The 13,494-nt window shown below is 60.6% G+C and carries 11 protein-coding genes; 9 read left to right on the top strand and 2 right to left on the bottom strand.

Annotated features, from left to right (window positions below; translation table 11 throughout):
- Positions 1–33: 33 nt before the first annotated feature.
- On the bottom strand, positions 34–1,152 hold the full coding sequence (locus tag AC2YB9_RS15065) for an acyltransferase family protein (protein ID WP_487266173.1): 1,119 nt from the start codon (positions 1,150–1,152) through the stop codon (positions 34–36).
- A gap of 48 nt (positions 1,153–1,200) precedes the next feature.
- On the opposite strand from AC2YB9_RS15065, the gene AC2YB9_RS15060 reads away from it, so the two are divergent.
- On the top strand, positions 1,201–1,665 hold the full coding sequence (locus AC2YB9_RS15060; protein WP_487266172.1) for an NUDIX hydrolase: 465 nt from the start codon (positions 1,201–1,203) through the stop codon (positions 1,663–1,665).
- Here the strand turns inward: AC2YB9_RS15060 and AC2YB9_RS15055 are convergent.
- Complete coding sequence (locus AC2YB9_RS15055; RefSeq protein WP_487266171.1) at positions 1,641–2,777, bottom strand: hypothetical protein; 1,137 nt, start codon at positions 2,775–2,777, stop codon at positions 1,641–1,643. The two genes, AC2YB9_RS15060 and AC2YB9_RS15055, sit on opposite strands and share 25 nt — an antisense overlap.
- A 102-nt stretch (positions 2,778–2,879) precedes the next feature.
- Between AC2YB9_RS15055 and AC2YB9_RS15050 the strand changes: the two genes are divergently transcribed.
- The 8 genes from AC2YB9_RS15050 to AC2YB9_RS15015 all read left to right on the top strand — a co-directional run bounded on the left by AC2YB9_RS15050 (position 2,880) and on the right by AC2YB9_RS15015 (position 13,473).
- A complete protein-coding gene (locus AC2YB9_RS15050; RefSeq protein ID WP_487266170.1) occupies positions 2,880–4,169 on the top strand; it encodes a hydroxyacid-oxoacid transhydrogenase in 1,290 nt (429 codons plus the stop codon).
- Positions 4,166–7,048, top strand: a complete 2,883-nt coding sequence (locus tag AC2YB9_RS15045; RefSeq protein WP_487266169.1) for an FAD-binding and (Fe-S)-binding domain-containing protein — start codon at positions 4,166–4,168, stop codon at positions 7,046–7,048. Before AC2YB9_RS15050 ends, AC2YB9_RS15045 begins: the two co-directional genes overlap by 4 nt.
- Before the next feature lie 51 nt (positions 7,049–7,099).
- Positions 7,100–7,825: a maleylpyruvate isomerase family mycothiol-dependent enzyme gene (locus AC2YB9_RS15040; protein WP_487266167.1), complete on the top strand. Its 726-nt coding sequence runs from the start codon at positions 7,100–7,102 to the stop codon at positions 7,823–7,825.
- A gap of 168 nt (positions 7,826–7,993) precedes the next feature.
- Positions 7,994–8,368, top strand: a complete 375-nt coding sequence (gene rpsL / locus AC2YB9_RS15035) for a 30S ribosomal protein S12 (RefSeq protein WP_487266166.1) — start codon at positions 7,994–7,996, stop codon at positions 8,366–8,368.
- Entirely contained in the window at positions 8,368–8,838 is a 471-nt protein-coding gene (gene rpsG / locus AC2YB9_RS15030; RefSeq protein ID WP_487266164.1) for a 30S ribosomal protein S7, read from the top strand. The genes rpsL and rpsG overlap by 1 nt, the downstream gene beginning before the upstream one ends.
- 77 nt (positions 8,839–8,915) lie before the next feature.
- A complete protein-coding gene (gene fusA, locus AC2YB9_RS15025) occupies positions 8,916–11,027 on the top strand; it encodes an elongation factor G (RefSeq protein ID WP_487266162.1) in 2,112 nt (703 codons plus the stop codon).
- Positions 11,028–11,123: 96 nt separating this feature from the next.
- Positions 11,124–12,317 carry an elongation factor Tu gene (tuf, locus tag AC2YB9_RS15020; protein ID WP_487266161.1) on the top strand — a complete coding sequence of 398 codons (1,194 nt, stop codon included), beginning with the start codon at positions 11,124–11,126 and terminating at the stop codon, positions 12,315–12,317.
- A gap of 241 nt (positions 12,318–12,558) precedes the next feature.
- Positions 12,559–13,473, top strand: coding sequence for a cation diffusion facilitator family transporter (locus AC2YB9_RS15015; RefSeq protein WP_487266159.1), 915 nt, complete (start codon positions 12,559–12,561; stop codon positions 13,471–13,473).
- Positions 13,474–13,494 lie beyond the last annotated feature (21 nt).

Raw genomic sequence — 13,494 nt, 5'->3', positions numbered from 1 at the left:
GGTCCCCCTTCTGTATGTCCCTGAGTCAGCGGCTCAAGATGAGGCTTTTGCGTCCACAGGCGGTGGTAAACCCTCATCGTTCGTCGTCGCAGCGGGGACCGTGGCTTGAGGCTCCGCCGGCGTGCGGAACATCCAGGTCAGGCGCGGTTCGAATAGCGGCCGGAAGATCGTGGCGAAGATCTTGAGCATCAGCACGTTGCCGAGTATCACCGCAGCGATCATCGTGGCGATCACAGCTGGCACGCCATACTGGTTGAGTCCGTCGAATACATGGAACTGGTCCCTGAGGAGCAGAATCACGTAGCCGTGCAGCAGATAGCAGTAAAATGTCCGGCCGCCAAGAGTTGTGGTCCACGACCGGCTATTCGGTATGAGGGAGAGCGCCGCGAACGTCAGCACCAAGCCGACCACCAATAGTTCAGTGCGCTGAAGGACACCTTCCCAGGCGCTCGCATTGAGTGGGGACTCACCATAGCGCTGCTTCCACAGCAGCCAGTCGATTTCCCAGCCGCGGGAGAAAAGGTAGCAATAGATGAACGAGACCGTCAGGATCAGCACGGCGGCGACTCGGACTCGGGTCTCGGTAAGACGCTGGAAACGTTCACGGCTCATGTGCAGCCCGATGACGTAGAACGGCAGGAAGCCGAGCACCTTAGGCAGGGCGAGCACATTGGGGATTTCGATCAGTCCGGCGCTCAGGGAAATGATGATCGACGTCGTGATCGGATACTTGAGCGCCCGCCAGATGGGGGTGGTAAGTCGCCAGATGAACAGCGCCGCGAGGAACCAAGCCAGCCATTGCGGTGACAGGATCTGCAAATGCTTGGGCGTGCCGTCGTAATGCTGGGTGAGGAGCTGTAGAGACGTTTCGACCAGCAGATATGGGATCACGAGCGTACTCACGATGCGCCGAACTTGACGGAAATCACCAACAAACCGCCGTGCGGTGTAGCCAGAAATAAGAATGAAGAACGGCATGTGGAATGAGTAGATCCAGACATACACAGCTCGTGCCGAGTCCATCGCAACGTATTGCGTCAGGCTGTGGCCGATGACGACAAGCAGCATTACCCAATAGCGAGCATTATCGAGATAGGCGACGCGTTCTTTCGGCGCCGCAGTGGTCACGGGTAAGGGGGCGAGTTCACTCATCGTGCTTGACTCTATCCGTCCTTTCTGAAAATTTGCTTTGGAGGCTCGATGAACGATCCGCATCGGACCCAACGGTTGGGCGCCTATGCTGTCGTCATCTCCGCGGGACGAATCTTGTTGACCAGGATCTCACCGGTGGGATATCCGGCTGGAATGTGGACATTGCCCGGCGGGGGAGTCGAGCACGGTGAATCGCCCAATGACACGGTACTCCGTGAACTCTATGAGGAGACCGGCATCGAAGCCCGCTCAGCGACACTCGCCGACGTACACGATGTGCACACCGTCGACGTTGGCCGCGATGACCAGTACGAGGACTTCCACGGTGTCCATCTGCTGTATGTGGTTGACGTCGATGCCGCCGCAGCACTTGAGATCAAGGACATCGGTGGGACCACAGACCGCGTCGAGTGGACCCCGATCGACCTGGTCGGCAATCCCGACCGGCCGGTGCTAACAATGGTGACTCATGCCTTGCGGTTAATTGATCAACTCGGCAATGCAGGCAGATAAAACATCATCGCGTAGTTGCCGCGTGCGGACAGGACGTAGGTGGCGAAGGCCCGTTTGCCGTCCTTACGTTTGGCCGTGTAGGTCGTGCTCACCTCATTGAGGTCATCGACGACATCGACGGTGAACTTCCCCTTGTCGCTGACCGAGCGAATGAACTCCTCCGTAATCAGATCGGCCTGGCGGCCTTTGTCGGTCGACAGGGCTACAAAGTGTGGCTTGAAGCCCGCCAACAAGATTGTGGTGTCGAGCGGAGCACGCCATTTGCCGTCCAATAGCGCGATGGTCGAGGGGGCATCCAGATCCATCTTCGGCCAGATCAGGTTGCTCGGACGGGCATTCGAGTCTTGGCCGCGAAGCTTTGCATTCGCATCATCTTTATTCGTGATCTGGCCGGCGATTGGGTCACCGATGTATTCGACTTCGAGGGTCATTACGGGATTGGCATTAGTTGATGGCGGTGCCGTGCGGTCTTTGATGTCACCTGGATCAGCGGTCAGAGTGATCCGTAGATCCCGATCGGTTTCGGTCCTGCCGGTCGCGATCAGATTGCATCCGGTTACGCGATTGGCCACCGAGGTGCAGTACGTCGGCAGATCGCGGGTCTTAATCCCCGCGTTGGGGATCACCGCGGCGATCTGGCTGATCATGCGCGTCACGACATCGGACGGATTGCCATCTACGCGCATCACCGACATCGTGGTGTCGGGCTTGGGGGCGTCGTCCTTGAGCAGTTTGAAGGTGTCGGTATTGGGTCGATTGAGCGCTGCTGGCGTCGGGGTAATTGTCGGCTTGCCATCTTTGGCCAACTCGGCATTACGAGCCGCCAGGTCAGCATCCTTCTGTGCCACCGCAGCATCGAGTTGCGGAGTGTATGCCTTGATCAGCCGGTCGCTGCGGATGCGTACCAGCGGGCCGAGTTGGGTGGCGCCCTTGGGCACCTGCAGACCAAAGGCGATCGGGCTTTCGGGTCCGGACTGGTGCTGTGCCACGTCGAGGGTCGGGGTGGCCGCCGCCGTACTGCCCGGTTCGGCCTCGCCGCCCGTCGCGCCGCACGCTGAAAGTGCGCTCGCGAGTACGAGCGCCGCAGCGCGGACTGTCCACAACTTGCTCATCGTTTCCCCTTGTCAAGTGGAGTTTCAGCGTAGGGCATGGCCTTTCGGCGTGGCCGTCGTGCGTAAACTCCATGGCAACAGCGATTACCGGTAGGAGTTCCCGTGACGACCTTTTCGCCCAGCCACCCAGAGTCCGTCTTTACATATGGTGCACCAGGGCTCAAATTCGGCGTCGGTGCACGACACGAACTGGCGTTCGAGATTGCCCAGTTTGACGCACGCCGAGTGCTATTGGTCACCGACCCGAACATCGCCGCCACCGGGCTGCCCGCGCAGTTGGCCGATGAGTTGCGTACGACCGGGCTGGAGGTTGTTGTCTTCGATCGATCCAGAGTTGAGCCCACCGATGAGAGCCTCGTCGAAGCAATTGATTTCGCTCGCGCGAGCGGGCCGTTCGATGTGATTGTCGCCATTGGCGGCGGCTCGAGTATCGACACGGCCAAGGCGGTCAACCTTCTGACCACCAATGAAGGCGACTTGATGGACTACATCAATGCACCTGTTGGTCGGGCCAAAGCGCCGAGCAAGCCGCTGCTGCCGCTGATTGCACTGCCGACGACCACCGGCACCGGCAGTGAGAGCACGACAATCTGTGTGCTGGATGTTCTCAGCCAGCAAGTCAAGACCGGCATTTCGCATGCCCGGCTGCGCCCGCGACTGGCGATCGTAGATCCCGAACTCACCTTGACTCAGCCCGCTGGCGTCACGGCCGCGGCCGGCATGGACATCTTGTGCCACGCCCTTGAGAGCTACACCGCGCGCCCGTATCAGTCCTACGAACATAAGACCGCTGAGCAGCGGGTGCCGTACTGCGGCGCCAATCCCATTTCAGATATGTGGTCGGAAAAGGCAATGAGCCTCCTGGCCGGATCGTTCCGCACCGCGGTGCGCGAGGGTGGCAATCTCGATGCGCGTACGAATGTCGCCATGGCGGCAACATTCGCCGGCCTCGGTTTCGGCAATGCTGGCGTCCACATTCCGCATGCGAACGCCTATCCGATCGCCGGCCAGGTGACCGACTTTCGACCCGATGGCTACAACGCCGATCACGCGATGGTGCCGCACGGTATGGCAGTTTCGCTCAGCGCGCCGGAAGCGTTTCGGTTCACCTTCGAGGCTTCGCCCGAGCGACACCTCCGGGCTGCGGAACTGCTTGACCCCTCCGCTGAACGACCCGATGATCTCGCCGACTTCTTGCCGCAGGTGCTTAAGAAAATTATGCGCGATATCGGGTTGCCAGCTGGCATTGGTGCAGTCGGTTTTGATGTGAGGGATGTGCCCGAACTCGTCGAAGGCACGATGAAGCAGCAGCGGCTGTTGGCGACGGCTCCGCTAGTTGTCACCGCCGATGATCTAGCCGGCATCCTCACGGCATCAATCGAGCTTTGGTGATCCCTCCAACAAGTCTGGGTGAGGGTTCCACGGTCGCTTCGGACGTACTCGGCGCGCTTCGACGCAATGATGTTGGTGATGTCGACTCATCGACTCTGACGCGCGCGCTCTACAGCACGGATGCGTCGCTATATCGGGTCATACCGCAGGTCGTCGTGCGGCCTCGTCATGTTGATGAGGTCATTGCAACGGTGGCGGCCTGTGCGGAAACTGGCACGCCGTTGACGTCGCGCGGTGCAGGCACGTCCATCGCTGGTAATGCCGTGGGCACCGGTGTCGTGATGGATTTCACCCGACATCTGAATGCGGTTCATGAGATCGATCAGGAAGCGATGACGGCTCGCGTCGATCCGGGCACGGTCCACGCGGTGCTGCAGAAGGCGGCGGTCCCATTGGGATTGCGTTTCGGCCCTGACCCGTCGACCCATACGCGCTGCACGGTCGGCGGAATGATCGGCAACAATGCCTGCGGCTCGCGCGCGCTCGCATACGGACGTACGGCTGACAACGTCACCGGTCTTCAGTTGGTGACGATCGGCGGTGAGCAGTTCTCGTTGACTAAGGACGCCCAGCCGAACGCGCCACTGTTCGATCAACTACGCGATGTCGTTGCCGCCGACATGGGGACGATTCGCACCGAATTCGGCACATTCGGGCGGCAGGTTTCCGGCTACAGCCTTGAACACCTGTTGCCGGAGAACCACTTCGACGTGAACACATTTCTGGCCGGAACCGAAGGAACACTTGTGGTCCTGACCGAGGCGACGGTCCGGCTGGTTGAGGATCCAGACCATCGCAGGTTGCTGTTGCTCAGCTATGCGTCGATGGCCGACGCGGCCGATCACGTTTCAGCGCTGCTGGAGTTTTCGCCGACCGCCTGTGAAGGTCTTGACTCACGAATCGTCGACGTTGTTCGCGCCAAGCACGGTAGCGCAGCGATCCCTGAGTTACCGGCGGGCAACGGCTGGTTGTTCGTTGAATTCTCCGGCAACGATCCGGCTGAATTGGAGGCGACCGCGACCCGCGCTGCACGTGCCGGTGACGCTCTGGCATCGCGGCTGGTGACGGCCGCACCCGAACAAGCCGCACTCTGGAAGATCCGCGAAGAAGGTGCGGGGCTCGCCGCTCGCACGCTGTCGCGCCCGGCGCTCTCGGGGTGGGAGGACGCCGCCGTTCCGCCAGCTCGACTCGGAATGTATCTGCGTGAGTTCGAAGCGCTGCTCGGCTCCTACCGGCTCGACGGTGTGCCATATGGCCACTTCGGCGACGGTTGTATCCACGTACGCATCGACTTCCCGCTCGATGAACCTGGCGGACATCAGGGTTTCCGCGACTTTCTTGCCGACGCCGCCACACTTGTCGCCGCACACGGTGGCTCGCTGTCGGGCGAGCATGGCGATGGCCGGGCACGCTCGGAGTTGTTGCCGCTGATGTATTCGGCGGCGGCAATCGACCTGTTCGGCAAGGTTAAAAATGTCTTTGATCCGCAGAACCTGCTCAATCCAGGCGTGCTCGTGAAACCCAATGCGGTCGACGCCGATCTGCGTGGCTCTGGCCGCGGCGCCATCAGCGAGCGACTCGGGTTGAGGCTGCTGCACGACGAGGGCGATTTCGGCAAGGCGGTCCATCGCTGCACCGGCGTTGGCAAATGCATCGCGGATAACTCCGGCAGCAACGGCGTCATGTGTCCGTCATTCCAGGCAACCCGCAATGAGAAGGACTCGACGCGCGGACGTGCACGTGTACTGCAGGAAATGATCGACGGTCGCCTCGTCAAGGACGGTTGGCGGTCGCCAGAAGTGCATGAGGCACTTGACCTGTGCCTGTCCTGCAAAGGTTGTCTCAACGATTGCCCAACAGGAGTCGACATGGCTGCCTACAAGTCCGAGGTGCTCCACCAGTCGTACAAGGGACGGATCAGGCCACGGAGCCACTACTTCCTCGGCCGACTGCCCCTATTGGCCCGTCTTACCGCCCCGATCGCCCGGATCGCGAACTTAGCGCTCAAGATTCCTGGTCTGCGCCATCTCGCGCTGTGGTCAGCCGGCATCGATTCGCGTCGGAGCATCCCCGCGTTCGCGACACAACGGCTTTCGCATTGGGCGCGCAAGCGTGCGACCGGGGCCTTGGGTCCGCCTAGGGGTGGCGGGAGAGTGCTGCTGTGGGCTGACTCGTTCTCTGAATATTTTTCGACCGAAGCTGGCAAGGCAGGAGTCGAATTGCTGGAGGCAGCCGGCTACCGGGTCGAGTTCCTTGAACGGCAGGTGTGCTGTGGCCTGACGTGGATCACGACCGGTCAGCTCGATACCGCACGCAAACTCATCACCCACGCGATCGAGCAGCTGCATCCGTATGTTCAGGCGGGTGTGCCGATTGTCGGACTTGAACCATCGTGTTTGGCCACGCTGCGCTCCGATGCCGTCGAACTTGTCGATGATCCGCGTTCGGTCGATGTCGCCGGGGGAGTGTTCACCCTTTCGGAGCTGCTTGAGCGGACCGAGGGCTGGACCCCACCAGATCTCCACGGCCGGACCGTCATTGTCCAGCCACATTGTCATCAGGCTTCGGTCATCGGTTTTGACGCCGACATGCGCTTGCTGACGTCGACCGGTGCGATAGTCCAACGGCTGAGCGGCTGTTGTGGTCTGGCTGGAAATTTCGGCGTCGAGAAGGGCCATTACGAGGTCTCGGTCCAGATTGCCGAGCAGCAACTTCTGCCCGCCGTGCGCGGTGCTGGTCCCGAAACCATTGTTCTTGCCGACGGCTTCTCCTGCCGGACCCAACTCGATGACCTCACCGACGTTCATGCGATTCATCTGGCGCAACTTCTGCGCGATCATCGTGGTTCGGAGTCGAACAAAGTGGAACATTTGTCGTAGGTTGGCTGCATACGCCACGAATGACCGTCACTAGACCTGCGAATGAGGCCAATGGAACATCTGCCCTACCTCGGAAACGTCATGACTCAATTGGCCGAGCGACTCGGCAAGGCCGATGGTTCAGAAGACGTTGCCTCCTGCCCCGGCTGGACAATTGCCGACGTCGGGATTCATGTCGGCACGATGCATCGCTGGGCGGCCGCGACAATTCTCAGCGGGCAGCGGCTCGAGGTGCCCAAGGTGGTAGCAACCGAGCCGCTCATCGATTGGTATGCCGGCACCGCCACCGCACTGTTGGCTGCAGTGCAGGCGGTCGAGCCCGATGAGGTTACGCCGAACTTCTCGCTCGTGGGGGAGATAGCGGCATTCTGGCCGCGGCGGCAGCTGCACGAAACGACCGTCCACCTGGTTGATGTCATGCAGGCGCTTGGCGAGCTGGAGAATGACTGGGAGATTCCAACTGAAGTGGCAGTTGATGGCATCGACGAAGTCCTGTCGGTGTTCTTCCCGCGCCTGACGATGCGCGACCGTCGACCGGAGGTGTCAGCCCGGATCCGAATCATCGCGACTGACACTGACGCCTCGTGGCTCGTGGCGCCGAGTCAAGACCCCCAAGGGCCGCCGATTTTGCTGCACACGAGCCTCGAATCGGATGCCGAAGTGAGTGGAAGCGCGCTGGATTTGTATCTCGGACTGTGGCAGCGAACCGGCCACGATCGGCTCACAGTTGATGGCGATTCGGCCGCTCAACTACTCGCAGGCCCGCTGACACCCTAACCACCAGATTTTGCACTCGGACGCGATTTTGACCCGGCCCTACCCACCCGGTAGGCTATGATGCTGTGCCTGAAATCCTCAGGACAATGTGCGCATCCCGCGTTAATTCACGTGGCGAGTACATCACGAGTCATGGCCCACCTCAGGTCAGATAGAAAGAAGTTTGTAGTGCCCACGATCAACCAACTGGTTCGCAAGGGCCGCCAGAGCAAGGTGTCGCAGTCGAACACCCCCGCTCTGAAGGGTTCTCCTCAGCGTCGCGGTGTATGTACCCGTGTCTACACGACCACGCCGAAGAAGCCGAACTCCGCATTGCGGAAGGTCGCACGTGTTCGCCTTTCCAGCGGCACCGAAGTCACTGCATACATTCCGGGTGAGGGCCACAACCTCCAGGAGCACTCGATCGTGCTCGTTCGTGGTGGTCGTGTGAAGGATCTCCCCGGCGTTCGTTACAAAATCATTCGCGGCGCCCTCGACACGCAAGCTGTCAAGGGTCGCAAGCAGGCCCGCAGCCTCTACGGAGCGAAGAAGGAGAAGCGCTAATGCCTCGTAAAGGTCCGGCGCCCAAGCGCCCCATCGACACTGATCCGGTCTACGGCAGCCAGTTGGTCACCCAGCTGATCAATAAGGTTCTCGAAGACGGCAAGAAGCAGGTTGCCCAGCGCATCGTTTACACCGCGCTCGAAGGTTGCCGCGCCAAGACCGACACCGATCCGGTCATCACGCTCAAGCGCGCGCTTGAGAACGTCAAGCCCGCCCTCGAGGTCAAGAGCCGCCGTGTTGGTGGCGCGACTTACCAGGTCCCGATCGAGGTCCGTGGCATTCGCCAGACCACGCTCGCCCTGCGTTGGCTAGTCAAGTACTCCAGCCAGCGTCGTGAGAAGACGATGGCCGAGCGCCTGCAGAACGAACTCCTCGACGCCTCGAATGGCCTCGGCGGTTCGGTCAAGAAGCGCGAAGATACCCACAAGATGGCCGAAGCAAACAAGGCATTCGCCCACTACCGCTGGTGATCACTTGCGTCGCGAGACGCTCGTCCTCCACTCGCAGTCGCAGCAGCACTGCACTTCTTTAAGGAAAGACACAGAACGTGGCTACAGAAATCACGACCGACCTCGTACGGGTCCGCAATATCGGCATCATGGCGCACATCGATGCCGGTAAGACCACGACGACCGAACGCATCCTGTTCTACACCGGTATCAACTACAAGATCGGTGAGACGCACGAGGGCGGCGCGACGATGGACTGGATGGAGCAGGAGCAGGAGCGTGGCATCACGATCACCTCTGCTGCGACCACCTGCTGGTGGCATGAGCACCAGATCAACATCATCGATACCCCGGGCCACGTCGACTTCACCGTTGAAGTGGAGCGTTCGCTGCGCGTCCTCGACGGTGCCGTTGCCGTGTTCGACGGTGTTGCTGGCGTTGAGCCACAGTCCGAGACAGTCTGGCGCCAGGCTGACAAATACAGCGTTCCGCGTATCTGCTTCATTAACAAGCTTGATCGCACGGGCGCCAACTTCGACTACTGCGTTAAGACAATCCGTGACCGTCTCGGCGCCGTACCGCTCGTGCTGCAGCTGCCGATTGGCGCCGAAGGCGACTTCCTCGGCGTGGTCGATCTGATCGGTATGCGTGCGCTGACCTGGCATGGCGAGACCGAGATTGGCGAGGACTACGACATCGAGGAGATCCCGGCTGAGCTGGCTGAGCGCGCTGCTGCCGGTCATCAGTTGCTGATCGAGACGCTGGCCGACCACGACGATCAGTTTGCCGAGTACTACCTCGAGGGTGGCGAAATTACCCCCGAATTGCTCAAGCCGGCGATCCGTCGCGCGACGCTTGCCGCCTCGCTCAACCCGGTCCTCTGTGGCACCGCGTTCAAGAACAAGGGCGTTCAGCCACTTCTTGACGCCGTCGTTGAGTTCCTGCCTTCGCCGCTCGATGTCGGTGCGATCGAGGCACACGACCCGCGTGATGAGACCAAGGTTATCGAGCGTCACCCGTCCGACGACGAGCCGCTTGCGGCCCTCGCTTACAAGATCGCCTCCGATCCGCACCTGGGCAAACTGACTTACGTGCGGGTCTATTCGGGCCGGCTCGAAGCCGGAATGCAGGTGCTCAACGTGACCAAGGGGCGCAAAGAGCGCATTGGCAAGGTCTACCAGATGCACGCCAACAAGCGCGAAGAGATCGCTTCGGTCGGCGCCGGCCAGATTGTCGCTGTCATGGGTCTGAAGGACACCACGACGGGCGAGACACTTGCTGACTCGCACAATCCGGTTGTTCTTGAGTCGATGACATTCCCGGCCCCGGTTATCCAGGTCGCGATTGAACCCAAGACCAAGAGCGACCAAGAACGTCTCGGCACCGCGATTCAGCGGCTCGCCGAGGAGGACCCAACCTTCCAGGTTCACACCGACGAAGAGACCGGTCAGACGATCATCGCCGGAATGGGCGAATTGCACCTCGACATCCTGGTCGATCGTATGAAGCGTGAGTTCCGCGTTGAGGCCAATGTCGGCAAGCCGCAGGTCGCCTACCGCGAAACGATCAAGCGCAAGGTCGAGAAGGTCAGCTACACGCACAAGAAGCAGACCGGTGGTTCGGGCCAGTTCGCCAAGGTCATCATCGACATCGAGCCCAATGGGGTTTCGGTTGGTGGTGAAGGTGGGTATGAGTTCGTCAACAGCGTCACCGGTGGCCGTGTGCCGCGCGAATACATTCCGTCGGTCGGCGCAGGCGCCGAAGAAGCGATGGAATTCGGTATTCTTGCTGGCTACCCGATGGTTGACATCAAGGTGACCTTGACCGATGGCGCCTATCACGATGTCGACTCCTCAGAGCTTGCGTTCAAGCTTGCCGGTTCAATGGCGTTCAAGGATGCCGCACGCAGGGCTGATCCGGTGATTCTCGAACCAATGTTTGCTGTCGACGTCACGACGCCCGAAGATTACATGGGCGACGTGATCGGCGACCTTAACTCCCGCCGTGGCCAGGTCAATGCCATGGAGGAAGTCAGTGGCGGTGCGAAACTAGTCAAGGCACTGGTTCCGCTGTCCGAAATGTTTGGGTATGTTGGCGATCTGCGGTCGAAGACCTCGGGACGTGCTTCATACTCGATGCAGTTTGACTCCTACGCCGAGGTTCCCAAGAACGTTGCGGAAGAGATCATCAAAAAGGCCCGTGGAGAATAACAGCGGACCATCTCATAGGATGGCCTGAGGTTTCTCTGCAACGGGTGACCGCATGGCGTACAGACAACAGATTCATTCAATTCAGGAGGAGCCACAGTGGCTAAGGCGAAGTTCGAGCGGACAAAGCCGCACATGAACATCGGCACTATCGGACACATCGACCACGGTAAGACGACTCTTACTGCGGCGATTACGAAGGTGCTGCACGATAAGTACCCGGATCTCAACCAGGCTTCGGCGTTCGATCAGATCGATAAGGCGCCCGAAGAGCGTCAGCGTGGTATCACGATCTCGATCTCGCACGTCGAATACCAGACTGAGAACCGCCACTACGCGCACGTCGACTGCCCCGGGCACGCCGACTACGTCAAAAACATGATCACCGGCGCGGCCCAGATGGACGGTGCAATCCTCGTGGTTGCAGCGACCGACGGTCCGATGCCTCAGACGCGTGAGCACGTGCTGCTCGCCAAGCAGGTCGGTGTCCCGGCCATGGTCGTCGCGCTCAACAAGTGCGACATGGTCGATGACGAAGAGATTCTTGAGCTCGTTGAGCTTGAGGTCCGTGAACTGCTCAGCGATCAGGACTTCGACGGGGACAACGTTCCCGTTGTCCGCGTTGCTGCTCAGCCTGCGCTGCAGGGCGACGCCAAGTGGGGCGAGTCGATCCTCGAACTCATGCAGGCCGTTGACGACTACATCCCGATGCCTCCTCGCGAGACCGAGAAGCCGTTCCTCATGCCTGTCGAGGACGTCTTCACGATCACCGGTCGTGGCACCGTCATCACCGGTCGTATCGAGCGTGGCATCGTCAAGGTCAACGACACTGTCGACCTGATCGGTATCCGCGAGGCCAAGCAGACCACGACGGTCACCGGCATCGAAATGTTCCGCAAATTGCTCGACACGGGCGAAGCTGGCGAAAACGTCGGCCTTCTCCTGCGTGGCACCAAGCGCGAAGATGTCGAACGCGGCATGGTTGTCATCCAGCCCGGCACCACGACTCCGCACACGGAGTTCGATGGCCAGGTCTACATCCTGTCGAAGGAAGAAGGCGGCCGTCACACGCCGTTCTTCAACAACTACCGCCCGCAGTTCTACTTCCGCACCACGGACGTCACCGGCGTCGTCACGCTGCCTGAAGGCACCGAGATGGTCATGCCCGGCGACAACACCGAGATGTCGGTTGTGCTGATCCAGCCCATCGCCATGGAAGAGGGACTTCGGTTCGCGATCCGTGAAGGTGGACGTACGGTTGGCGCCGGTCGCGTCACCAAGATCAACAAGTGAGCCTGTAACACCGACTCGTCTGCAAGGGCCCCGTTCTGCTTCGGCAGGGCGGGGCCCTCTGCGTGCACTCCTTACGAGTGACGAATGATGATGGTTTCGGACGATGGAGCGGCCAGAATCCCTCATCGTTCGTCCGATGAACTGGTTCGGGCCTGAGCCGGACTGGGAATGGTTGTCAATCGCGTCCTTTTGGCGGACGGTTAAGTCGTATATTCGATTGCGTCCCTCTAACCTTGGAGCCATGGGACACGACCACAGCCGCGGAACCGGGGTGCAGCATCGCTCGCGGTTGGTCATCGTTCTGTGCTTGTCCTTCACGGTCCTGATCGTCGAAGCGGTCGCGGCATGGATCACCGGCAGCCTCGCGTTGCTCGCCGATGCAGGGCACATGCTCGGTGACACCTTCGGCGTCGCGATGGCGCTCGCGGCGATTGGCTTCGCGCAGGTGGAGGGCCGGCCCGGCACGCGTCGCACTTTTGGCTATCACCGCACCGAGATACTCGCCGCCGCGCTCAACGGGCTGATTTTGCTCGGCCTGTCGATCTGGGTCACTGTCACGGCGATTCGGCGATTTGGTGAGTCGCCGTCGATCGATGGGCAGTTGATGATCGTCGCGGGTTGTATCGGCTTGGTGGTCAATCTGATCGGGATGCTGCTGCTGCGCGCAGGGGCCAAGGAGAGCCTCAACGTCCGCGGTGCATACCTCGAGGTCCTCGGCGACGCGCTGGGCTCTGTGGCGGTCATTTCTGCGGCGATCCTGATCACGACCCAAGGCTGGTACCTCGCCGATCCGATCGCGTCGCTCTTGATCGCCGCCATGATCCTTCCGCGTGCGCTTTCGCTCCTGCGCGACGTCTCCGAAGTGTTGCTTGAAGGATCGCCCAAGGACGTCGATCTGGCCGAGTTGCGGGCTCATATGTTGGGCGCAGAAGGAGTGAGTGACGTTCACGACCTACACGTCTGGACGATAACGTCGGGTATGCCGGTCATGAGCGCACATGTCGTGGTCGAGGGCGACATCGTCGACATGGACCAGGCCGAGGCCGTCCTCGATCGGCTTCGTGGTTGCCTGGCCGAGCATTTCGACGTCGAACACAGTACATTCCAGATCGAGCCCCTCGGCCACGTCGAGAAGGAGCAGCATCTCCATTTGTGAGTCGGCGCCGTCCGATAAGGT

The organism is Aeromicrobium changchenzhani (genome assembly GCF_057586615.1).
Note: the sequence above shows the minus strand (reverse complement) of the source record. Positions and strands in the feature narration are given on the sequence as shown.